Origin of the sequence: Phenylobacterium sp. (genome assembly GCF_036821595.1) — a bacterium.
Taxonomy (GTDB): Bacteria; Pseudomonadota; Alphaproteobacteria; order Caulobacterales; family Caulobacteraceae; genus Phenylobacterium.
The window spans coordinates 80,176-100,700 of record NZ_DAISJG010000008.1 but is presented as its reverse complement, the minus strand read 5'-3'; the positions used below and the strand labels follow the sequence as shown (position 1 = coordinate 100,700).

Genomic DNA, 20,525 nt, shown 5'->3' with positions numbered 1-20,525 from the left:
CCGAAGCCCAGGTGAACGCGCGTAACCTAGGTTTCAGCGTCCGTTGAGAGACGCGGTTGGAGGACGAATGCCGGTGGTCAAGGGCAACAAGGCCGCGCCCGATGGCGCACTCTCTCTGCCGGCTGTGCTGACCTTCGCCAGCGCCAGCATCCCCGTCGGCGCCCTGGTGCTGGCGGCCACGGTCCACCTGCCCCGCTACTTCGCCGCCGAGCTGGGCCTGTCCCTCGCCCTGGTGGGCACGGTCTTCGCCCTCGTCCGGTTCATCGACATCCCGGTGGACGCTGTGATGGGCCTGGCGATGGACCGGACGCGCACCCGCTTCGGCCGCTACCGGATCTGGATGGCGGTGGGCGCCCCGGTGCTGATGCTGGGCTTCTACATGCTGCTGATCTCGCCCGAGGGGGTGGGCGCCATCTACCTCGGAGCCTGGCTGCTGGTGATGTATGTCGGCTACTCCGGCATCTACCTCTCGCACCTCGCCTGGGCGGGGCGGCTCGCCGCCACCTACAAGGAACGCTCGCGGGTGTTCGGCGCGATCACCGGCCTGGGCGTCATCGGGGCGATCGCGGTCCTGCTGATCCCCGTGGTCATGACCCAGGCCGGCGCGACCGACGCCGAGGGCGTGCAGGCGATGATCTGGTTCATCATCGGCAGCACCGCGCTCACCTGCATCCTGGTGGTGGCGAGTTCGCCGGAGCGGATCGCCCGCGACCACGGCACGCACTTCGCCCTGAAGGACTACGCCGCCCTGTTCAGCCGCGGCAATGTCATCCGCCTGTTGGCCGCGGACCTGCTGGTGACCCTGGGGCCTGGCTGGATGGCCGCCCTCTACCTCTTCTACTTCAAGGACAGCCGCGGGTTCGACACCGCGGCGGCCAACCTCCTGCTCCTGATCTATGTGGTGGCCGGGTTCGCCGGCGCGCCGCTCGCCGCCTGGCTCGCCAACCGGCTCAGCAAGCACCGCGCGCTGATGGTGAACACCAGCGTCTATTCGCTCGGCCTGATCGTCGTCCCGTTCCTGCCGGCGGGCGACTTCCTGGCGTTCGCCCCCATCATGTTCCTGGTCGGCGCCATGGCCGCCGGCTTCACGGTGATGATCCGGGCGATCTGCGCCGACATCGCCGACGAGCTCCGCCTCGACAGCGGCCGGGAATGGATGGGACTGATGTACGCGGGCATCACCGCCACGTCCAAGCTCGCCACCGCCGGCGCCATCTTCCTGACCTTCAACGTCCTGGCCGCCGTGGGCTATGTGGCCCAGGCCGGATCGGTGAACACGCCGGAGGCGATCCGCGGCCTGGAGATCGCCTACATCGTCGGGCCGATCGTCTTCGTGATGGCCGCGGGCGCCTGCTTCATCGGCTACAAGCTGAGCGCCGATCGTCACGCCGAGATCCGCCGCAAGCTTGAAGAGCGCGACACCCTGCTCGATCCCGCCGCCAGCCTGGAGTCGCTGACCGGCGAGGACCTGGCCCCGGTGAACCGGCCGTCGTGACCCGCCCCGCAGGCGCCCCCACCACGAGCCGCCTGCCGCTGAGCACGGCGCTCGCCTTCGCCGCCACCAGCCTGCCGCTTTCCGCGCTTGGGCTGGCCGTGGCGGTGCACCTGCCGGCCTATTTCGCCGCCAACATCGGGGTGCCGCTGGCGGTCGTCGCCGCGGCCTTCGGCACGGTCCGGCTGATCGACGTTCCCATCGAGGTGGCCCTGGGGCTCGGCATGGACCGCACCCGCAGCCGGTTCGGGCGCTACCGCCTGTGGACCCTGCTTGGCGCGCCGTTCCTGATGCTCGGCCTCTACATGCTGCTGACCGCCGGGCGCGGGGTGGGCAGCGGCTACCTGATCACCTGGCTGCTGGTGATGTACCTGGGCGTCTCGATCCTGATGCTCTCCCACCACGCCTGGGCCGCGACGCTCGCCAAGTCCTACGACGACCGGGCGCGGCTGTTCGGCGTCATGGCCGCCGTGGGGGTCCTGGGCGCGGTCACCGTGCTGGCCATCCCGATCGTCATGGAGCAGCTGGGCTACGGGGAGGCCCAGGGCGTCCGGGCGATGGTCTGGTACCTGATCGTGCTGGCCCCCATCGCCGTCGCCGTCGTGGTCTGGCGCACGCCCGAGACGATCACCCGCGAGGTGCCCGGCCAGCGGTTCCGGCTGCGCGACTACCTGGAGATCGTCACCGACCGCAACATGTCGCGGATCCTGCTGGTGGACCTGATGGTCTCGCTGGGCCCCGGCTGGATGGCGGCGCTCTACATCCTCTACAGCCGCGACTACATGCAGTTCACGGCCGGTGAGGCGAACATCCTGCTGCTGGTCTACATCCTGGCCGGTATCGCCGGCGCCCCGTGCCTGGCCTGGCTGGCCACCAAGATCAGCAAGCACCGGACCGTGATGTTCATCGCGGCGGCCTATTCCCTGCTGCTGATCTCCCTGCCCTTCCTGCCCAAGGGCAGCGTCCTGGCTTCGCTGCCGACGCTGTTCTTCACCGGCTTCATGGCTCAGGGCTTCAACGTGCTCACCCGGGCCATGACCGCCGACGTCGCCGACGAGATGCGCCTGAAGCAGGGCAAGGAGCGCAGCGGCCTGCTCTACGCCATGACCACCCTGACCACGAAGATCGCCGCCGGCGTGTCGATCTTCCTCACCTTCGGCGTGCTCTCGCGGATGGGCTACGACCCGCAGCTCGGCCAGCGCAACTCGCCCGAGGCGATCCAGGCCCTCATGCTGTCGTTCGTGGTCGGCCCGGTGTTCTTCGTGATGCTGGGGGCCGCCTGCCTGATCGGCTATCGGCTGACCGCCGAGCGCGCTGCCGAGGTCCGCCGCCAGCTCGAGGCGCGCGACGCGGTGCTCGACCTCTCGGGCGCCCTGGTCAGCCTCACCGGCGAGGAGCGCGAGGCGCCACGCCCGCCCGGCCCGCCGCAGAGCCGCAAGCCCGGCCCCGCCAGCCTCGCCGAATAGAGACCCCTAGCGGGACGCCAGCCGCTCGGCCATCTGGAGGAAGGCCCGGGCCGCCGGGCACTCCGGCGCGGTGGCGACCAGCGGCCGGCCCTCGTCGCCGCCCTGTCGCAGGGCGATGTCGATGGGGATCTCCGCCAGCAGCGGCACGCCCAGCCGGTCGGCCTCCGCCTTGCCGCCGCCCTGGCCGAAGATCGGGATCGGGGCGCCGGTGGCCGGATCGGGGAAGAAGGCCATGTTCTCCACCACGCCCAGGATCTCGGCTCCGGTCTTGGAGAACATCGTGGCCGCCCGGCGAGCGTCGATCAGGGCGATCTCCTGCGGCGTGGAGACGATCACCACCCCGTCCAGCTTCAGCCGCTGCACCAGGGTGAGCTGGATGTCGCCGGTGCCGGGCGGCAGGTCGATGACCAGCACGTCCAGCGGCGCCTGTTCCGAGCCCCAGTTCGAACCCATGAGCGTCCGCAGCGCCGACGACGCCATCGGCCCGCGCCAGATGTTGGCCGTCCCCGGCTCGACGATGAAGCCGATGGACATCACCTGCAGGCCCCAGGCCTCCACCGGGTTCAGCTTCTTGTCGGCGTCGAAGGTCGGCTCGGCGTCCTCGATGCCCAGCATGGTGGGCGCGGAGGGCCCGTAGATGTCGGCGTCCAGCAGGCCCGCGCGATAGCCCAGCGCCGCGAAGGCGGCCGCCAGATTCACGGCGACGGTGGACTTGCCGACGCCGCCCTTGCCGCTGGCGACCGCGATGACCTTGCGGACGTGCGGCGGCTTCTCGGCCTCGGGCATGTTCCCGAGCCTGGCCTGCGGGTCGTCGGAAACGCGCGCGCGGCGCGGCGCGGTCTTCAGCTCCGGCGGCGGCCCTTCGGAGGTCAGGATCACCTGGGCGCGGTCCACCCCCGGCACGGCCGCCAGCGCCCGCTCGGCGGCGTCGCGCACCGGGGCGTAGAGCTCGATGTCGGCAGGGGCGACTTCCAGCATGAAGGCTGCGCGGTCGCCGCGGACCACCAGCCCGCGCACGAGGCCCGCCGCGGCCAGGCCCTGGCCGGATTTCGGGTCCCGCACATGATCCAGCGCCTCGAGGATCACGGCCCTTTGCGGACCGGCCGGTTCGCTCATGACGCCCCTTTGTCTTGCTTTGCCCGGGAAGGGGTCTCATATCCGGCTGACTGCGCCGGTTTACAAGCCCATGGGGGTTTGCCCGACACGGCCGCGCCTGGACACGAAAACAACAACCTTGACCAAGACGCGACCCGCCTGATGCCCTGGAACGATAACGCCAACCCCGGCCCCTGGGGCTCCCCCGGGGACGACGGCGACCGCCGAGACACCCCGCCCAAGCGTCCGCAAGGCGGCGGCCCCCGCGGGCCGCAACGGCCCGGCGGCCCCGACCTCAATGCGAGCTTCGAGCAGCTGCGCCGGCGCTTCGGCGGCTATTTCGGAGGCCCTGGCGGCGGCGTGCGGCCGGGGGCGATCGTGGCCATCGCCGGGGGCGCCTTCGCGCTCTGGGCGCTCTCCGGCATCTACGTCGTCCAACCCAACGAGGAGGCGGTGGTCACCACCTTCGGCGCCTACACCCGCAACGAGGCGCCCGGGCTGCGCTATCACCTTCCGTTCCCCGTCGAGCGCGTCGTGAAGGTGCCCGTCACCACCCTGCAGCGGGTGGACGTCGGCGGCGTGGGCGAGAGCAATGTCCCTCAGGAGAGCCTGATGCTCACCCGCGACGAGAACATCGTCGACCTGGACTTCAGCATCACCTGGCGCGTGTCGGACGCCGACCAGTTCGTCTTCCGCATCCGCGACCCCGAGGCCTCGGTGAAGGCCGTGGCCGAGAGCGCCATGCGGGAGATCGTCGGCCGCACCGACCTGGAGCCGATCCTGACCTCCGGCCGGGGGCAGGTGCAGCTCCAGACCGCAGCGCTGATGCAGCGGACCCTGGACTCCTGGGGCGCCGGCATAAGCGTCGTCGAAGTGCAGATCCGCGACGCCGGCCCTCCGCAGGAAGTGGTCGCCGCCTTCCGCGACGTGATCACCGCCGGGCAGGACGCCGAGCGCGCGATCAACGAGGGCCGCACCTACGCCAACCGGGTCGTCAACGAGGCGAAGGGTGACGCCGCGCGCATCACCCAGTCCGCCCAGGCCTACCGCGAGCAGTCCGTGCGCGAAGCGACGGGTGACGCCTCGCGCTTCAACGCGATCTATAACGAGTACCGCCGCGCGCCGGGCGCCACCCGGGACCGCCTCTACATCGAGACGATGCAGCGGGTCCTGGCGCGCTCCAACAAGGTGATCGTGGACGCCGAAGGCGCGTCCGCCCCGATCATACTGCCGCCCGACGTGTTCCGCCCGCGGAGCGCGACGCCGCCCGCGGCCGCCGCGCCCCCGGCTCCCGACGTCCGGGTCCAGCCGCAGACGAACGCCCGCGCGGGAGCCGCCCAATGATGCCTCGCCGCACGATCCTGTATGCGATCCTGGCGCTGGTCCTGGTGGTCCTGCTCGCCAACACCCTGTTCGTGGTCGACCAGCGCGAGCAGGCGCTCGTCCTGCGCTTCGGTGAACCTGTCCGGGTGATCAACCAGCCCGGCCGAACGGAAGCCGGCCTCAAGGCCAAGGTCCCGTTCCTGGAGAACGTCATCAAGTTCGACAAGCGCAACCTGGCGCTTGAAGCGCAGCAGGAGGAGGTCATCGTCGCCGCCCAGGAGCGGCTGGTGGTGGACGCCTTCGTGCGCTACCGGATCATCGACCCGCTGCAGTTCTACCGCACCCTGCGTGACGAACGGACGGCTGTGGACCGCATCGAACGGCTGCTCAGTTCGTCCCTGCGCCAGATCCTGGGCGCCGCGGCCCTCGAGGACGTCGTGGCCACCCGTCGGGCGCAGCTCACGCTGCAGATCCGCGACGACGTTGCGCGTCGCGCCGTCTCCTCCCGGTTCGGCATCGAGGTGATCGACGTCCGGATCCGCCGCGCCGATCTCCCGCCCCAGAACCAGGAAGCGGTGTTCCGGCGGATGGAGAGCCAGCGGCAGCAGCGCGCCGCCGAGATCCGCGCCGTGGGCGAACAGCAGAAGCGGGAACTGATCGCGTCCGCCGACCGCGAGGTGACCATCACGCTTTCCCAGGCGCAGGAACTGGGCGAGACCACCCGAGGCGAGGGCGACGCCCAGCGCACGCGGATCTTCGCCCAGGCCTACGGGAAGGACCCGAGCTTCGCCGCCTTCTATCGGTCCATGCAGGCCTATGAGGCCAGCCTCGGCCAGGGCGAGACCACCATGGTCCTGTCCCCCGACAGCGCCTTCTTCCGCTACTTCGAGCAGGGGCCCTCCGGCGGCCGCCGGTGACGTCCCCGCTCGTCCGGCCGGACCTGCGCTGGATGGCCTCCTACGTGGAGGCCATGCGCGAGGGCTATTCGCGCGACAACCTGCGCGTGGAGACGCCCGAGACGATCGCGGCCATCGCCGCGGAGCCGGAGGCGTTCGTGCGCCAGCTCCTCGCCCCGCCGACCACCATCGTCCTGCCGGACGGCTCGCTCGGCGAGCGCGTGCCGGAGACGCACTTCTGGGCTGTGGAGGGCGATCGGTTCCTCGGCTCGATCAGCGTGCGCCATCGCCTGAACCCGGTGCTGGAGAAGTGGGGCGGCCACATCGGCTACGCCGTAAGACCCTCGGAGCGCCGGCGCGGCGTGGCCGGCGCCATGCTCGCCGAGGCGCTGGCGTGGTGCCGCGAGACCCTGCCGCTGGATCGGGTGATGCTCACGGTCGCGGAGGACAACCCGGGGTCGCAGCGGGTCATTGAGAAGAACGGCGGCGTCCTCGAGGACACCATCCCGCACCTGTGGGTCGAGGGCGCGCTCGGCCGCCGCTACTGGATCATCCTGCGCTGACCGGTTGACGCTGGGGATTACAGGTGTAGTTTCGTCTCTGGATTACGAATGTAGTCTGGAGACCAAGCCATGCTGCGCCTGACCCTGGCCGCCCTCGCCTTCCTGGCCGCAACCCACGCCGCGGCCGCGGACGCGCCGCAGCCCGTCGAGATCCGCGTCTGGCGCGCCGACCTCGACCTGACGACGGAGGAGGGTGCGCGGATCCTGCTCCGCCGCCTCGCCGGCTCGGCCCGCGAGGCCTGCGCCCACGCCGAGAGTCCGCTGTTCCCGCGGGCAAGGGGCTACGCCCACCGCTGCCGCCGCAAGGTGATCGAGCAGGCCCTGGAGACGCTCGACGAGGCGGAGGTGACCCGCACCTACGCCGTCCTGATCGCGCGCGGCGGCCTGGCCGAACTGACCCGCTAGCCCTGGCGCCGCAGGAGGTCGTGGACCTCGTGCAGGTCGCGCGCGATGCGGACGCACAGCGCATGCATCTCCTCGGTGGGATGCAGCAGGTCCGGGACCATGATGGTCATCATTCCCGCCCCCGCCGCGGCGCGCACGCCGTTGTGGCTGTCCTCCAGCGCCAGGCAGTCCTCCGGCGCCACACCCAGCGCCTCGGCCGCCTTCAGATAGGGATCGGGATTGGGCTTCGGCCGCGGATAGTCGCCGTTGGCCAGGATGGCGTGGAACCGGTCGAGCAGGCCATGGGCGCTCATGTGGTGCTCCACGTCGTGCCGCCGCGAGGAGGTGGCGATAGCCCGCGGCAGGCCCTGGCGGTCCAACTCGTCCAGCACCTCGAGCACGCCCGCCTTCAGCGCCACCTCGGCCTGGACGATCCCATAGAACCGCTCCGTGGACAGCCGGCGGAGCTCGTCGGTGTCGAAGGCCTCGCCGAAGTGCTCGCGCAGGACCACCGCGCTGCCCATCCAGATGTGGCCGATCATCCGGTGGAGCACCGCCTCGGGCAGGTCATGGCCCATGTCGCGGCAGGTGAGCGTCAGCGCCTCGCAGTAGACCCGCTCGGTGTCCACCAGCAGCCCGTCCATGTCGAAGACGACGGCCTTGACCGGGCGTGGCAGGCTCATGGCGTCAGTCCGTGACGAACTCGTCGGCCGCGTAGCCCTGGAAGTAGAGCACGCTGGTCAGGTCCCCGTGGTCCACCTTGGCGTGGGCCTCGGCCGCGACGACGGGCTTGGCGCGGTAGGCGACGCCCAGGCCCGAGGCCTTGATCATCGCCAGGTCGTTGGCTCCGTCGCCGATGGCCAGGGTGTCGGAGAGGTCGATCCCCAGCGACGCGGCCTCCTCCTTCAGCGCCGCCAGCTTGGCCTCGCGGCCGAGGATCGGCTCGCCCACCGTGCCGGTCAGCGCGCCGGCGGCCTCGTTCAGGGTGTTGGCGCGGTCGGCGTGGAAGCCGGCGGCCTGCGCCACCCGGCGGGTGAAGAAGGTGAAGCCGCCGGAGACCAGCACGCAACGCGCGCCATTCGCGGCCATGGTGCGCACCAGGGTGCGCGCGCCCGGATTGAGCCGCACGCGTTCGTCATAGGCCTGCTGCAGCGCGGTGGTCGCCAGCCCCTTCAGCATCCCCACCCGCTCACGCAACGCGCCTTCGAACTCCAGTTCGCCGCGCATGGCCCGCTCGGTGATCTCGGCGATCTCGGCCTTGAGCCCGGCGTAGTCGGCGAGCTCGTCGAGGCACTCCACATTGATGATCGTGGAGTCCATGTCGGCCACCAGAAGCCGCTTGCGCCGGCCCGCGGCCCGCTGCACGCACCAGTCCACCGGAGCGACGGCGAGATCGTTGGCGACCTCGGTGCAGAAGGTCTCCAGATCGTCGACCTCCAGCAGGAAGTCCTCGGCGAAGGTCTCGTCCTCGGAGAGGATCCGCTGCTCGATGACGCTTGCCTTGGCCAGCGCTTTGAGATTGGCGGAATAGAGGCCCGTGGTGGGCGGAACGACGTAGGTGAAGGCGATCTGCATGGAGCCCCGCATCTGGCTGATCGCCGGCCCCACGGCAAGCGGCAAGTCGGCGCTGGCGCTGCGGCTGGCCGAGACCCTGGGCGGCGAGATCGTCAACGCCGACTCCATGCAGCTCTATGCGGGGCTGCGGGTGCTCACCGCCGGACCTTCGCCGGAGGATACGGCCCGCGCGCCTCACCATCTGTTCGGCATGGTCGACCCGGCGGAGGGATGGTCGGTGGGCCGCTGGCTGCGGGCGGCGACCGAGGTCCTCGCGGACATCAGCACGCGCGGACGCCACGCCATCGTGGTCGGCGGCACCGGACTCTACTTCCGGGCGCTCACCCGCGGCCTGGCCGAGGTGCCGGACGTGCCGGCCGAGGCCCGGCGCGCGGCGGGGGCCGACTTCGAGCGCCTGGGCGAAACCGGCTTCCGCGAGCGCCTGGCCGCCCACGACCCGGCCGCCGCGGCCCGCATCGCGCCGGGCGACCGTCAGCGCCTGGTCCGCGCCTGGGAGGTCTGGGCCGCCACGGGCACTCCGCTCACCGACTGGCAGCGCACCGGCGATCCGGCGATCCCTGAGGGAAGCTGGACCGCTGCGGCGCTCGAGCCGCCGCGCGCGGCGCTCTACGCCCGCTGCGACGCGCGCCTGGACGCCATGGTCGCCGCCGGCGCGGTGGACGAGGTGGCCGCGCTCGTGGCCCGCGACCTGGCTCCCGACCTGCCGGCCATGAAGGCGGTGGGGGTGCGGGAGTTCGCCGCGCACCTCCGCGGGGAGGCGACCCTTGCCGAGGCCGTCTCCCGAGCCCAGCAGGAGACCCGCCGGTACGCCAAGCGCCAGATGACCTGGATGCGCGGCCAGATGGCCGGCTGGCCGCGCATCACGGCCGAGGACACCGGGGCGCAGTGGAGGCAGTTTATTGCGCTGGAACCCGTCTTGACGCCCACCTAGGAGCATGCGAAAGCCCTGATCCCGCAGTTTGGAAGAACACCCGTGCGCGATATTCTTGTACTCGTAGGGCGACCGTAGACGGACTGACGAACGCGTCAGGACCGACCGGTCGCTCGTAACCAGGCCCCCCGCGGGCCTTTTTTATTGCTCGAAACGCCCCGAAGGCTCTCCGCCATGACCGCCCACCAGACCATCGAAGCCGACACCCAGACCATCTCCGGCGCCGAGATCGTCGTGCGCGCCCTCCTCGACCAGGGCGTGGAGGTCCTGTTCGGCTATCCCGGCGGCGCCGTGCTGCCGATCTACGACGCCCTGTTCGCGGAGCCGCGCCTGCAGCACGTCCTGGTCCGCCACGAGCAGGGGGCGACCCACGCCGCCGAGGGCTATGCCCGCTCCACCGGCAAATGCGGCGTGGTGCTGGTGACCTCGGGGCCGGGCGCGACCAACGCCGTCACCGGCATCGTCGACGCCCTGATGGACTCCATCCCGATGATCGTCATCACCGGCCAGGTGGCGACCCACCTGATCGGCACCGACGCCTTCCAGGAGTGCGACACCATCGGGATCACCCGGCCCTGCACCAAGCACAACTACCTGGTGAAGGATGTCGCCGACCTGCCGCGGATCATCCACGAGGCGTTCCACATCGCCACCTCCGGCCGCCCGGGCCCGGTGGTCATCGACATTCCCAAGGACGTGCAGTTCGCCAAGGGCGCCTACCAGGGCCCCGCCGAGGTGAAGCACAGCCACAACTACGCCCCGCGCGTGAAGGGCGACGCGGGCCGCATCGCCGAGGCCGCGGCGATGATCGCCAAGGCTCGCCGGCCGATCCTCTACACCGGCGGCGGCGTCATCAACGCCGGCCCGCGCGCCTCCGAGCTGCTGCGCGAGCTGGCCGAGCTGACCGGCGCGCCGGTGACGTCGACTCTGATGGGGCTCGGCGCCTTCCCCGCCTCCAGCCGCCAGTGGCTGGGCATGGTCGGCATGCACGGATCGTTCGAGGCGAACAACGCCATGCACGACTGCGACGTCATGGTCGCCATCGGCGCGCGGTTCGACGACAGGGTGACCGGCCGCCTCGACGCCTTCGCGCCCACCTCGCGCAAGATCCACATCGACATCGACGCCTCCTCCATCGGCAAGAACGTCCGCGCCGACATCGGCATCGTCGGCGACGCGGCCTCGGTGCTCGAGGACCTGATCGCCGTCTGGAAGCAGCGGAAACTGAAGATGGACCAGCAGGCGATGGCCGACTGGTGGAAGGAGGTCGAGGCGTGGCGCGCGCGGGACTCGTTCCGCTACCGGCCCGACGCCAAGCTGATCAAGCCGCAGCATGCCATCCAGCGGCTGTACGAGCTGACCAAGGACCGGGACGTCTACGTCACCACCGAGGTCGGGCAGCACCAGATGTGGGCGGCCCAGTTCTACCACTTCCAGGAGCCCAACCGCTGGATGACCTCCGGCGGACTGGGGACCATGGGCTACGGCCTGCCGGCCGCGGTCGGCGTGCAGATGGCCCATCCGAAAAGCCTGGTCATCGACATCGCCGGCGACGCCAGCGTGCTGATGACCATGCAGGAGATGTCGACGGCCGTGCAGTACGAGCTGCCGATCAAGATCTTCATCCTCAACAACGAGTGGATGGGGATGGTGCGCCAGTGGCAGCAACTGCTGCATGGCGAGCGCTACTCGCACTCCTACTCGTCTTCCCTGCCCGACTTCGTGAAGCTGGCGGAGGCCTATGGCTGCGTCGGCCTGCGGGCCGAACATCCCGACGAGCTGGACGACGCCATCCGCGAGATGATCAGCGTCGACCGGCCGGTGATCTTCGACTGCCGGGTGACCAAGGAAGAGAACTGCTTCCCCATGATCCCCTCGGGCAAGGCGCACAACGAGATGATCATGGCCGAGGAGGCCCGCGACCTGGGCTCGATCATCGACGACGCCGGCAAGCGGCTGGTCTGACGGCGGTCATTCAACTGACGTCGCCGCCGGTCTAGGATGGGCGCCTCAGCCAAGGAGGCGCCCATGTCCGACCACGGCCGTTTCATCTGGTGCGAGCTGATGACGCCCGACGTCGCGGCGGCCAAGGCCTTCTACGTCCAGCTGCTGGGCTGGAGCCTGGAGGAGATGACCGGCGGCGACATGACCTACACCCTCGCCGGCCCCGGCCCCGCCATCGCCGGGATGATGGAGCTGCCGGACGACCTGAAGGCGGCGGGCGTGCCGCCCAACTGGACCGGCTATGTGGACGTGGACGACGTGGACGCGGCGGCCGAGAAGGCGAAGCAGCTCGGCGGGTCCGTGCAGGTCCCGCCGACGGACATCCCGGACATCGGCCGCTTCGCGGTGATCGCCGACCCCGGCGGGGCGGTGATCTCGATCATGACCCCCGCGCCGATGGAGGGCGGAGCGCCGATGCCGACGCCGGGCAGCCCCGGTACGGCCGGCTGGCGCGAGCTCTACGCGGCCGACCTGGAGAGCGCCTTCAGCTTCTATTCGGCGCTCTTCGGCTGGCGGAAGGACGATGACGTCGACATGGGGCCGATGGGCGTCTACCGCCTCTTCGCCAACCAGGACGGACAGGTGGGCGGGATGATGACCAAGCCCGCCGACTTCCCGGTCCCGGCCTGGCTCTACTACTTCGTCGTCGACGACATCGACGCGGGCGCGACGCGGGTGAAGGCCGGCGGCGGCCAGGTGCTCAACGGCCCGATGGAGGTGCCCGGCGGGGACTGGATCGTCCAGGCCGCGGATCCGCAGGGGGCGATGTTCGCCCTCATGGGCAAGAAGACCGCCTAGGCGCCGCACGAGCATCCATGTCCAAGACCACGCCCGCGACCCTGGCGCTGGATCGCGCGGGCGTGACCTACACGCTCGCCACCTACGCCTATGACCCCGGCGCCGACCGGGTGGGCCTGCAGGCCGCCGAAGCCCTGGGCGTCCCGCCCGGGGAGGTGCTGAAGACCCTGATGGTCCGCGCCGACGGGAAGCCGGCCTGCGTGATCCTGGCCTCCGACTGCGAGGTGGCCATGAAGAAGCTGGCGACGGCGCTCGGCGCGAAGTCCGCCGAGATGATGAAGCCGGCCGACGCCGAGCGGCTCACCGGCTACCGGGTGGGCGGGGTGAGTCCGTTCGGCCAGAAGAAGCCCGTCCCGACCGTCCTCGACGCCGCCGCGGCGGGCCTGGCCGAGGTGTTCGTCAACGGCGGCCAGCGCGGGCTGCAGGTGCGCCTCGCGCCCGCCGGGATCGTCCGCGCCACGGGCGCCATCGTGGCGCCTGTGACCTAGGTCACAGGCCGGGCCCCCGACGCGCCTTACCCATTGACCTCGGCGCTCCTGGGGAGGGGCGCCTGACAGTCACGTCAGTTCCTGGCTTCAACCCGTGCGTCCCGCGCGGACCTCCACGCGCGTGCGCAGCATCCAATGGGGAAACGGATGACAACGGGCAGCTACTGCTATTTCCGCAATGGCTACGAGTATATCGAGCACCCGATTGGCGACCGCGGCCGGATGGGCTACCGGCGCGACCGCGCCGAGCCCGAGGTATGGACGCACGCCGGCGCGGGGCTCTCGCGGCTCTGGTTCATGCAGGACTACGGCCAGATCGAGGGCGGCCACCCCGCCCGGCGAATGGTCAGCCTCGCCGCGGTGGACACCGCCGTCCCGGGCATGCCGGAGAACCCGGACAAGTACGCCTACTGGGCGCACGCGCCGCTGCTGCTGGGCGCCTTCCACGACGGCGAGGTGCGCCTCACCGGAACCGGCCCCGATCTCGTCGACGAGGCCCACGTCTGCTGGATCGCCGAGACCCTGGTCCTGCCCCTGCCCAACGGCCGGGGGACGGGGCTGGCCATGCGCTTCGAGTCCTGGGCCTTCCGCGGACGCCGCCTGGGCCACGAGCGGACCAGCCCCCTGGCCGCCAACGCCAGCCCCGTCCGTGACGGGCGCCTGATGACCCATGCCGAGGACGCGCCGCAGGCCTCCCGCGACTCCCTGTGGTGGCTGGAGCCGGCGGAGGTCCCGCACTCGGCGGGCGATATCCGGGTGGTCTGAGCTAGCCGTCCCGACGCGGCCGGATCGCGCCCACCCGTCCCAGCACCTCCGCCGGGATGTGGTAGCGCGCGATCAGTTCGCGGTGGTCGCAGACATCGCAGGCCTCGTGCTGGACGATCAGCCGCCAGGCCGCGTCCGCCGCCTCGTCGAGCCTTCGACTTCGCTCGGCCCCTTCGCCCCCGGCCGCCAGGGCGGCCAGCGCCGCCTCGAGCCGCCGTTCGCAGCGGGCGAGCCCGCCGTCCAGCTCTTCCAGGAGTTCGAAACGAAGCACCGCTTCGCCGGTGTCCACGTGCTGTGGCTCACTGAGGCCCTGCGGCATGCGGAGTGGGGACATGGGTCAACCCCTCGTTCGAGGACTTTCCGACGATACCACCGTTCTTCCGCCGCCGCGCGGCCCTCGCGGCGATTTGAGCGCGGACGGCTCAGCGCGCCCCGATCCGGTTCAGCACCTCGCGGGGAATGGCGTACTGTTCCACGATGGCCTGGCGATCGCGCAGGCCCATCACCTCGCGCTGCACCAGGAAGCCCCACACCGCGTCGGCGGCGGCCTTCAGCGCCTCGGCGCGCCCCTCTCCGCCAGGATGGTCCCGCAGCGCGGCGAGCGCGGCCTCCACCTTGCGCCCCGAGCGGCCGAGCGCATGCGCCTGCTCCTCCAGGAGTTCGTAGCGCAGCACGGCGTCGCCGGTCTCGACGCCGAGGCGGCGGATCAGGCTCTGGGGCATGCGAAGCGAGGACATCGGCCCCATGTTGGCGGCCGATGTCCTCGTGGCAAGCGTCGCCGGTCAGTCGCCGAAGGCCTCGGCCATGACCTCCTCGGCGGGACGCAGGGCGTAGGTCCGGCCGACGTCGACGCTCAGCGCCCGGTCGAGCTCCCAGCCGCTGCGGCCCACGTGCACGCCCATCAGGGCGAGTTCGCCAGCGATCGCGTCGCGGACCGGCTCGGGCACAGCCGCGTTGTCGGCCAGGCGCGCCTCCTCCAGCCGCCAGCCGAAGATGTGGTCGCGGGTGACCTCCACCACGCCCGCCGGCGGGCCCTCCCACAGGTAGTAGGCGGACCAGCCGGTCGCCGCGTGCGGCACGCGGTCGGCCAGGCAGTTGCGGAACCGCCGGGCGACCGCGCGGAGCTCCGCCTTGCTGCCGAGCGGCCGGAGCCTCGGGGTGCCGGGGTGCGGCGGAGCCAGGGGCTCGGGCGAGAGGTCGTCGCGGACCGCCTCGAACATCGCCCGGGCCGAGCCGGTCCGCGCCCAGCGCGCCGCCGCCGCCGTGGCCGCGGCCTCGCCGGAGCGGAGCCGCAGGGCGCCGTAGGCTTCGCGCAGGGCGCCGACGCCGTCCTCGGTGAGCTCGAGCGCCAGGTGCGCCGCCTCCCCCATCGGCTCCGGCAGCGCCGCGAGGCGCCGGACGACCCCGGCCTCGACGACCGCGGCGTGGCGCAGGGCCTTGGCGGCGCGCGGCGCGGCGAGCAGCCGCAGCAGGACCCGGTAGTCCTCGGCGGACCAGGCGACTTCCCCCATGCGGCCGAGCGCGCGCTCCAGCCCCGCCGGGGCCTCGCCCACGGCGGCCGGGATGGCGCGCCGCAGGCGCTCGCCCAGCAGCCGCTCATGCAGCGCCGGGTCGCGCCGGCCGAGCGCCAGAGCCAGGCACACGAGGTGGCGCCGCGCCGCCGGGGCGGTCACGAAGGCCGTGTGCGGCGCCGGCCACAGCCGGTCGACGGCGGACGCGAAGTCGCCGGCCACGAGGGTCAGGAGGGACGTCGGTCCTGCCCTCACGAGGGCGGGGGCGGTCCCTTGAGTCCGGTTGAACATCGGAGGCTCCCGTCGGGAGGCGCGGACGCGCCTCGTTCGGGAGCGGCCGCAGGATCAGATCGAGTGGGCGGGGCGCGCGGCGGCCGGTGGGACGAGGCGCGCAAAGGCGGTTCCGCGGACGCGGTCCCAACCTGTATCTGCGTTGCGCATCGTCATTCGGCGAACTCTCGTATCTGGAGCCGGCCGTTTCCCACGATCCGCCGGAGCCGCGCAAGGTCAAGCCTGTAGCCCGCTAACCATCCGCGGCCGGATGTGGCGCGGAGGCAACGCTCCGGTTGCGGCCGGCCGGCTCCTGTGACACCTCCTGCGGCAAGAGGAACAGACCCATGACCGACGCCCAGCCTGCCTCCGTGTACGACCTGGCCCATGACGAGGAGCCGGAGAGCCTGGCCACCTTCGCGGTGCTGGTGGACAACGAGCCAGGGGTGCTGCACCGGCTGGTCGGGCTGTTCGCCGCGCGGGGCTACAACATCGAGAGCCTCACCGTCGCCGAGACGGACCGGAAGGCGCACACCAGCCGCGTCACCATCGTCACCCGCGGCACCCGCCAGGTGCTGGGCCAGATCGAGGCCCAGCTGGAGAAGATGGTCTCCACCCGCCACGTGCAGGACATCACCCGCGATCCGCACGGCCTGGAACGCGAGCTCGCCCTGGTGAAGGTGCGCGGCACGGGGCCGGACCGGGTCGAGGCGCTGCGCGTCGCCGACATCTTCCGGGCCCGGGTGATCGACACCACCCACGAAAGCTTCGTCTTCGAGGTCACCGGGGCGCCGTCGAAGATCGACAGTTTCATCGACCTCATGCGGCCGCTGGGCCTGGTGGAGGTCTCGCGCACCGGCGTGCTGTCGATCCAGCGCGGCGTCGAGGTCTTCTAGGGAACCGCCTCCCGGCGGTAGGATGTTTCGCGGGCGGGGGCCGGCTTCTTGAAGGAGACCGCCCGCGTGCGCGCCGCCTGCCTCGCCATCGCCCTCGTGACCGCCGCCACGGGCGCCCTGCCCGCCCAGGCGCAGCTGTTCGGCTTCCGCCGCACGCCGCAGGGCCAGGTCCCCGTCGCGCCCGCGCCGGAGAACCTGCCGCCGCACGAGGCCGCCATCTGGCCCTTCCCGCCGCCCGACCCGAAGACCTGGTGGGACGACAAGTGGCCGAAGGCCGCCGAGGCCGCCGATCCGCTGGGCGGTCGCCGCCTCGGCCGCGGCGAGCGGACCGTGGCCATCGACAACGGCGTCGACGCCTCCACCTACCGCCTGTGGGGACTGATGCCGCTGCAGTGGCAGGTCCTGCGCGGCCAGGAGATGATCCTGGAACTGTGGGTCCGCCCCTCCCAGAGCGTTCGCCAGAGCGTGGTGCGGGTGACGGTGCGGCGCGACGGCGACGCCTTCGTCCAGGCCCGCGCGGGCCTCGCCTGCTGCGAGGCCGGCATCGCCCGGCGGGTCGGCTTTGACCGCCAACTGCCCGAGGGTTCGGCCGAGCGGTTCCTGGCTCTGCGCCGGCATCCCATGTGGGCTTCCCGGCGCGAGGTGCGGGTTCAGGAGGGCGGCGGGGCCACGGAAGCGGTCTGCGTGGAGGGAACCTCCTACGACCTGACCCTGGTGGTGCCCGGCCGCTCGGTGGCGTTGCGCCGGGCCTGCGACAGCGCCGAGATCGGTCAGGTCGCCGACGCCATCGAGCCGGTGCTGGGCGCCGCCCTGGGCCACGAGCCCCGCTTCGACGTGATCTTCCCCGGCGGAGCCGACTATTCGTCCGCACGGCGGATGCACGAAGGCCTGCTGCGGGACGGTGGGACCCTGAAGCCCGATCCCGACGCCCGCCCGCAGGCTCCGGCCTTCGAGCCGCCGCCGGAGATCGCCGAGCCTACGTCGCCTGCGCCTGAGCCTGCGCCCCGGCCATGACCCGGCGGCGCACCACGGCCCGGACGGTGGCGTACTGGATGGCGAACAGGGCGAGCTTGGAGGCCATCGGGAAGGTGGCCTTGTAGAGCGGCCAGTGCTCGGGAGCCCAGACCGCGACCACCAGGTTGGCCGCGGCGCTGAACGCCATCAGCCCCGCCCAGACGTAGCCGAACACCACCATGGTCCGCTCGCCGTGGCCGGCGGCGATGGGCGGCATGTAGCGCAGCATCCAGCCCGGCTTCAGCATCACCGCGGCGACGATCAGGTAGATCAGCGACGGCTTGGCCATCAGGAAGCGGGGGTCCTGGAAGAACAGGCTGGCCGTGCCGAACACCAGGACCAGGCCGAGGCTCGCCCATTGCAGGGGCGCGATGGACTTCCCGAGCAGCTTCCAGAGGACGACGTGGGCGACTCCGAAGCCGATGGCCCAGAGCGTGGCGGTGACGGCGTCGGCCCCGAGCGCCAGGAGGGCGGCGAAGAACAGGCTGGAGGCCAGGTCGTTGAACAGCGGGCGGGCGGCGTAGGCGAGGTTTCGCATCGGGGAAAACTCCAGGGAAATCCGATGCGTGCGAGTGTGGCGGCGCAGCGGCCAAGCCGTGAGTCCGCTGGCGAAGCCCGCGCCGCCGTTCACGCAGACGGCGCCGCCGTCCACGCTTCGCCAACGGCGAAAACGGCCGGTGGGGTCTTCAAATCCTAACCCTTGGTCCCTATATTCCTCTGCGTCGGGTTCGCCCGACTATGGAGATAAACGCGCACGAAATAAGCGGACTGGACCCGGGTGCGATTCCCGGCGGCTCCACCAAAATCCTTCCGGGTTATCGCCGGGAAGCCAGTTTCTGGCTTTGGAAGTATGGGGCCGATCAGCATCGACAGACGTGTAAAGGTGTTGCTTTCTCTCGGCCTGACCCACCGCTTCGGGTCTTTAAACTAAATGCGAACGATAACTTCGCTGAGGAAGTCCGCCTCGCCGCGTAATGCGGTGCGGTAGAAATCCGACCTAAGTCCTGGGGGTTCAGATCCTCAGGCGGGGCCCGGAGGGCGCCTGGCAACAGAAGCCCTCCACCTAATTCCGACTTCGCTGGCGCCCTCCATCCCCAGCGAGCAAATTGGGGGCGCCTGGCAACAGAAGCCCTCCACCTAATTCCGGAAGGCGGCTCCCCCGCGGGGCCGCCTTCTTTGCACCCGGGCCCTTGCGCCGCCTTGCGCGTTCTGGCTCACACGCTACCTTTCGCAACTGCGTAAAGTTTCGGAGCCCCCATGGCCCAGGACCCGCCGGCCCAGGACCTGATGCACTACGAGGCGCTGGCCCAGGACGCCCTGCGCGGCGTCGTGAAGGCTGCGTTGAAGCGGGCCGCCGCGCCCGAGGGGCTGCCCGGCGCGCACCACTTCTACATCACCTTCAAGACCGACGCGGCCGGCGTCTCCGGCCCCGCCGACCTGCTGGGCAAGTACCCGGACGAGATGACCATCGTCCTGCAGCACCAGTACTGGGACCTGGCGCCCGGCGAAACCTTCTTCTCGGTGACCCTGCAGTTCGGCGGCCAGCCGAAGCGGCTATCGATCCCCTACGCCGCGGTGACCCGGTTCTACGACCCCTCGGTCCAGTTCCTGCTGCAGTTCGAGCCGCCGCCGGCCGCCGCGCCGGAGGCCAAGGCCGCGCCCCTGCCCGCGCCGGCCGAGGCCGCCGCGCCCGCGCCAGCCGCCGAGGGCGAGGCCAAGATCGTGTCCCTGGACCAGTTCCGGAAGAAGTGAGCCCGCGGATGAGCGACGCCCCCACCGCGGACACCCTGACCGACGACGACATCCTGCAGCGCTTCCTGCGCACCAGGAACCAGCCCACCGGCTCGCAGACGCTCGGCTTCCGCATGGTCGCCGTGAGCCAGGCCGAGCGCAGCGTGGAGGTCGAGTTCGACGCCCGCGCCGAACTGCTGCTCAACCCCATGAAGCAGATCCAGGGCGGCTACCTCTGCGCCATGCTGGATGAGTGCATGAGCGTGGCCTGCATGGTCGCGTCCGGGATGACGGCCGTCGCCCCGACTCTGGAGATGAAGACCAGCTTCTTCCGGCCCGGCATGCCCGGGAAGATCAAGGGGATCGGACGGGTGGTGAAATGGGGCCGGCAGGTCGCCTTCACCGAGGGCGAGCTCTATGACCCGGACGGGCGGCTGCTCGCCAAGGCGACGGGGACGGCGATCCCCACGCCGTTCGCCAACTACAAGAAATGACCCTGGGGCTGTCCCGGCTGGTTGTGCTCCTCGCGGGCCTCTGGCTCGGGACGGCGCCGGCCGCCCAGGCCGGCTCCTTCTCCGATTGGGCCGCCGTCGTGGTGGCGGGCGACTGGCGCGCCCACAACGGAGGCCCCACCGAAACCTTCGACAACGCCCGCCGCGACGTGGCCCAGACGCTCGAGCGGGCGGGCTTCCAGCGCGAGAACCTGCGCCAGTTCTCGGTGCGCCCCGAGCGCTACCGGGACAGCCGGCCGGAGAAGTCGGATCTGGCGGCGATCTTCGCCTCGATGAGCGACCTGACCGCCCGCGCAACCGGCGGCTGCCTGGTCTATCTCACCTCGCATGGCGACCCGAGCGGGGTCCTGGTGGACACGCGGGTGCTGCCGCCGGGCGTGCTCGCGGCCATGGTGGACCGCACCTGCGGCCAGCGGCCGACGGTGGTGGTGATCTCCGCCTGCTTCTCCGGCGTCTTCGTCCCGGCGCTGGCCGCGCCGAACCGGATGGTGCTCACGGCCGCGCGGCGCGACCGCAGCTCCTTCGGCTGCGGCGAGGCGGACAAGTACCCCTATTTCGACGACTGCTTCCTGCAGTCCGCGCCCCAGGCCCGGGACTTCGCGGGCCTCGGCCGGGCGGTCCAGGCCTGCGTCGCCGAGCGCGAGCAGAAGGAGGGCATGAAGCCACCGTCGGAGCCCCAGCTCTGGGTGGGCGCGGCGCTGCGCCCGCTGTTGCCGCTCTACGCCTTCACACCGACGCCCAGCGCGCCGGCCCGGACGCTCGCCACCAGCCCCTGACCCCGGCGGCGTGTGACGGCGAAACTGACGCGCCC

Annotated in this window: 23 protein-coding genes and 1 other RNA gene; 17 read left to right on the top strand and 7 right to left on the bottom strand. The window is 71.2% G+C overall.

The features are described from left to right. Positions 1 to 67: 67 nt before the first annotated feature. Entirely contained in the window at positions 68 to 1,495 is a 1,428-nt protein-coding gene (locus V7Z97_RS06750) for an MFS transporter (RefSeq protein ID WP_334162297.1), read from the top strand. Further along, entirely contained in the window at positions 1,492 to 2,958 is a 1,467-nt protein-coding gene (locus V7Z97_RS06745; RefSeq protein ID WP_334162296.1) for an MFS transporter, read from the top strand. The genes V7Z97_RS06750 and V7Z97_RS06745 overlap by 4 nt, the downstream gene beginning before the upstream one ends. 6 nt (positions 2,959 to 2,964) lie before the next feature. Here V7Z97_RS06745 and V7Z97_RS06740 read toward each other — a convergent pair whose 3' ends face one another. Beyond that, on the bottom strand, positions 2,965 to 4,074 hold the full coding sequence (locus tag V7Z97_RS06740) for an Mrp/NBP35 family ATP-binding protein (RefSeq protein WP_334162294.1): 1,110 nt from the start codon (positions 4,072 to 4,074) through the stop codon (positions 2,965 to 2,967). 141 nt (positions 4,075 to 4,215) lie between these two features. Here V7Z97_RS06740 and hflK point away from each other — a divergent pair, with 141 nt between their 5' ends. The 4 genes from hflK (at position 4,216) to V7Z97_RS06720 (ending at position 7,240) form a co-directional block, all read left to right on the top strand. Then, on the top strand, positions 4,216 to 5,397 hold the full coding sequence (gene hflK / locus V7Z97_RS06735; protein WP_334162292.1) for an FtsH protease activity modulator HflK: 1,182 nt from the start codon (positions 4,216 to 4,218) through the stop codon (positions 5,395 to 5,397). Continuing rightward, on the top strand, positions 5,397 to 6,293 hold the full coding sequence (gene hflC / locus V7Z97_RS06730) for a protease modulator HflC (RefSeq protein ID WP_334162290.1): 897 nt from the start codon (positions 5,397 to 5,399) through the stop codon (positions 6,291 to 6,293). Before hflK ends, hflC begins: the two co-directional genes overlap by 1 nt. Further along, entirely contained in the window at positions 6,290 to 6,835 is a 546-nt protein-coding gene (locus V7Z97_RS06725; RefSeq protein ID WP_334162288.1) for a GNAT family N-acetyltransferase, read from the top strand. Before hflC ends, V7Z97_RS06725 begins: the two co-directional genes overlap by 4 nt. A gap of 69 nt (positions 6,836 to 6,904) precedes the next feature. After that, positions 6,905 to 7,240 (top strand): UrcA family protein, encoded by a 336-nt coding sequence (locus tag V7Z97_RS06720; protein WP_334162287.1) that lies wholly within the window; start codon positions 6,905 to 6,907, stop codon positions 7,238 to 7,240. Here the strand turns inward: V7Z97_RS06720 and V7Z97_RS06715 are convergent. Both V7Z97_RS06715 and serB read right to left on the bottom strand, forming a co-directional pair. Then, on the bottom strand, positions 7,237 to 7,902 hold the full coding sequence (locus V7Z97_RS06715) for an HAD family hydrolase (RefSeq protein WP_334162285.1): 666 nt from the start codon (positions 7,900 to 7,902) through the stop codon (positions 7,237 to 7,239). The genes V7Z97_RS06720 and V7Z97_RS06715 overlap by 4 nt on opposite strands. A 4-nt stretch (positions 7,903 to 7,906) precedes the next feature. After that, complete coding sequence (gene serB, locus V7Z97_RS06710; RefSeq protein WP_334162283.1) at positions 7,907 to 8,794, bottom strand: phosphoserine phosphatase SerB; 888 nt, start codon at positions 8,792 to 8,794, stop codon at positions 7,907 to 7,909. Between serB and miaA the strand changes: the two genes are divergently transcribed. From miaA to V7Z97_RS06685, 5 genes are all read left to right on the top strand, one after another. Further along, a complete protein-coding gene (miaA, locus tag V7Z97_RS06705; protein WP_334162281.1) occupies positions 8,793 to 9,725 on the top strand; it encodes a tRNA (adenosine(37)-N6)-dimethylallyltransferase MiaA in 933 nt (310 codons plus the stop codon). The genes serB and miaA overlap by 2 nt on opposite strands. A gap of 174 nt (positions 9,726 to 9,899) precedes the next feature. Next, positions 9,900 to 11,690: an acetolactate synthase 3 large subunit gene (locus tag V7Z97_RS06700; protein ID WP_334162280.1), complete on the top strand. Its 1,791-nt coding sequence runs from the start codon at positions 9,900 to 9,902 to the stop codon at positions 11,688 to 11,690. A gap of 63 nt (positions 11,691 to 11,753) precedes the next feature. Beyond that, a complete protein-coding gene (locus tag V7Z97_RS06695) occupies positions 11,754 to 12,527 on the top strand; it encodes a VOC family protein (protein WP_334162279.1) in 774 nt (257 codons plus the stop codon). Between the two features lie 17 nt (positions 12,528 to 12,544). Beyond that, positions 12,545 to 13,015 carry a Cys-tRNA(Pro) deacylase gene (gene ybaK / locus V7Z97_RS06690; protein ID WP_334162278.1) on the top strand — a complete coding sequence of 157 codons (471 nt, stop codon included), beginning with the start codon at positions 12,545 to 12,547 and terminating at the stop codon, positions 13,013 to 13,015. Between the two features lie 147 nt (positions 13,016 to 13,162). Further along, on the top strand, positions 13,163 to 13,780 hold the full coding sequence (locus tag V7Z97_RS06685) for a hypothetical protein (protein ID WP_334162277.1): 618 nt from the start codon (positions 13,163 to 13,165) through the stop codon (positions 13,778 to 13,780). A gap of 1 nt (position 13,781) precedes the next feature. Here the strand turns inward: V7Z97_RS06685 and V7Z97_RS06680 are convergent, their stop codons facing one another. From V7Z97_RS06680 to V7Z97_RS06670, 3 genes are all read right to left on the bottom strand, one after another. After that, entirely contained in the window at positions 13,782 to 14,114 is a 333-nt protein-coding gene (locus V7Z97_RS06680) for a DUF6665 family protein (RefSeq protein ID WP_334162276.1), read from the bottom strand. Positions 14,115 to 14,202: 88 nt separating this feature from the next. Continuing rightward, entirely contained in the window at positions 14,203 to 14,517 is a 315-nt protein-coding gene (locus tag V7Z97_RS06675; RefSeq protein ID WP_334162274.1) for a DUF6665 family protein, read from the bottom strand. Positions 14,518 to 14,562: 45 nt separating this feature from the next. Continuing rightward, entirely contained in the window at positions 14,563 to 15,582 is a 1,020-nt protein-coding gene (locus tag V7Z97_RS06670; RefSeq protein WP_334162272.1) for a hypothetical protein, read from the bottom strand. Between the two features lie 326 nt (positions 15,583 to 15,908). Between V7Z97_RS06670 and ilvN the strand changes: the two genes are divergently transcribed. Together ilvN and V7Z97_RS06660 are read left to right on the top strand one after the other, a co-directional pair. Beyond that, complete coding sequence (ilvN, locus tag V7Z97_RS06665) at positions 15,909 to 16,457, top strand: acetolactate synthase small subunit (protein ID WP_325461771.1); 549 nt, start codon at positions 15,909 to 15,911, stop codon at positions 16,455 to 16,457. Between the two features lie 66 nt (positions 16,458 to 16,523). Further along, positions 16,524 to 17,471, top strand: a complete 948-nt coding sequence (locus V7Z97_RS06660; protein ID WP_334162271.1) for a hypothetical protein — start codon at positions 16,524 to 16,526, stop codon at positions 17,469 to 17,471. On the opposite strand, the gene V7Z97_RS06655 is transcribed toward V7Z97_RS06660, so the two are convergent. Beyond that, positions 17,434 to 18,009: an inner membrane-spanning protein YciB gene (locus tag V7Z97_RS06655; RefSeq protein WP_334162269.1), complete on the bottom strand. Its 576-nt coding sequence runs from the start codon at positions 18,007 to 18,009 to the stop codon at positions 17,434 to 17,436. The genes V7Z97_RS06660 and V7Z97_RS06655 overlap by 38 nt on opposite strands. A gap of 143 nt (positions 18,010 to 18,152) precedes the next feature. Here V7Z97_RS06655 and ssrA point away from each other — a divergent pair. From ssrA to V7Z97_RS06635, 4 genes are all read left to right on the top strand, one after another. Next, positions 18,153 to 18,535: a transfer-messenger RNA gene (ssrA, locus tag V7Z97_RS06650) on the top strand. 193 nt (positions 18,536 to 18,728) lie between these two features. Next, positions 18,729 to 19,223, top strand: a complete 495-nt coding sequence (locus V7Z97_RS06645) for an SspB family protein (protein ID WP_334162268.1) — start codon at positions 18,729 to 18,731, stop codon at positions 19,221 to 19,223. Positions 19,224 to 19,231: 8 nt separating this feature from the next. Next, positions 19,232 to 19,696, top strand: coding sequence for a PaaI family thioesterase (locus V7Z97_RS06640; RefSeq protein WP_334162266.1), 465 nt, complete (start codon positions 19,232 to 19,234; stop codon positions 19,694 to 19,696). After that, a complete protein-coding gene (locus V7Z97_RS06635) occupies positions 19,693 to 20,490 on the top strand; it encodes a C13 family peptidase (RefSeq protein WP_334162265.1) in 798 nt (265 codons plus the stop codon). The genes V7Z97_RS06640 and V7Z97_RS06635 overlap by 4 nt, the downstream gene beginning before the upstream one ends. The last annotated feature ends 35 nt before the right edge of the window (positions 20,491 to 20,525 follow it).

Coding starts and splice junctions, on each gene's coding strand:
- ybaK (WP_334162278.1), top strand. CDS start 12,545: ATGTCCAAGACCACGCCCGCGACCCTGGCGCTGGATCGCGCGGGCGTG.
- V7Z97_RS06750 (WP_334162297.1), top strand. CDS start 68: ATGCCGGTGGTCAAGGGCAACAAGGCCGCGCCCGATGGCGCACTCTCT.
- hflK (WP_334162292.1), top strand. CDS start 4,216: ATGCCCTGGAACGATAACGCCAACCCCGGCCCCTGGGGCTCCCCCGGG.
- V7Z97_RS06685 (WP_334162277.1), top strand. CDS start 13,163: ATGACAACGGGCAGCTACTGCTATTTCCGCAATGGCTACGAGTATATC.
- serB (WP_334162283.1), bottom strand. CDS start 8,794: ATGCAGATCGCCTTCACCTACGTCGTTCCGCCCACCACGGGCCTCTAT.
- V7Z97_RS06670 (WP_334162272.1), bottom strand. CDS start 15,582: ATGTTCAACCGGACTCAAGGGACCGCCCCCGCCCTCGTGAGGGCAGGA.
- hflC (WP_334162290.1), top strand. CDS start 5,397: ATGCCTCGCCGCACGATCCTGTATGCGATCCTGGCGCTGGTCCTGGTG.
- V7Z97_RS06675 (WP_334162274.1), bottom strand. CDS start 14,517: ATGTCCTCGCTTCGCATGCCCCAGAGCCTGATCCGCCGCCTCGGCGTC.
- ilvN (WP_325461771.1), top strand. CDS start 15,909: ATGACCGACGCCCAGCCTGCCTCCGTGTACGACCTGGCCCATGACGAG.
- V7Z97_RS06720 (WP_334162287.1), top strand. CDS start 6,905: ATGCTGCGCCTGACCCTGGCCGCCCTCGCCTTCCTGGCCGCAACCCAC.
- V7Z97_RS06680 (WP_334162276.1), bottom strand. CDS start 14,114: ATGTCCCCACTCCGCATGCCGCAGGGCCTCAGTGAGCCACAGCACGTG.
- V7Z97_RS06655 (WP_334162269.1), bottom strand. CDS start 18,009: ATGCGAAACCTCGCCTACGCCGCCCGCCCGCTGTTCAACGACCTGGCC.
- V7Z97_RS06640 (WP_334162266.1), top strand. CDS start 19,232: ATGAGCGACGCCCCCACCGCGGACACCCTGACCGACGACGACATCCTG.
- V7Z97_RS06695 (WP_334162279.1), top strand. CDS start 11,754: ATGTCCGACCACGGCCGTTTCATCTGGTGCGAGCTGATGACGCCCGAC.
- V7Z97_RS06740 (WP_334162294.1), bottom strand. CDS start 4,074: ATGAGCGAACCGGCCGGTCCGCAAAGGGCCGTGATCCTCGAGGCGCTG.
- V7Z97_RS06700 (WP_334162280.1), top strand. CDS start 9,900: ATGACCGCCCACCAGACCATCGAAGCCGACACCCAGACCATCTCCGGC.
- V7Z97_RS06635 (WP_334162265.1), top strand. CDS start 19,693: ATGACCCTGGGGCTGTCCCGGCTGGTTGTGCTCCTCGCGGGCCTCTGG.
- miaA (WP_334162281.1), top strand. CDS start 8,793: ATGGAGCCCCGCATCTGGCTGATCGCCGGCCCCACGGCAAGCGGCAAG.
- V7Z97_RS06645 (WP_334162268.1), top strand. CDS start 18,729: ATGGCCCAGGACCCGCCGGCCCAGGACCTGATGCACTACGAGGCGCTG.
- V7Z97_RS06715 (WP_334162285.1), bottom strand. CDS start 7,902: ATGAGCCTGCCACGCCCGGTCAAGGCCGTCGTCTTCGACATGGACGGG.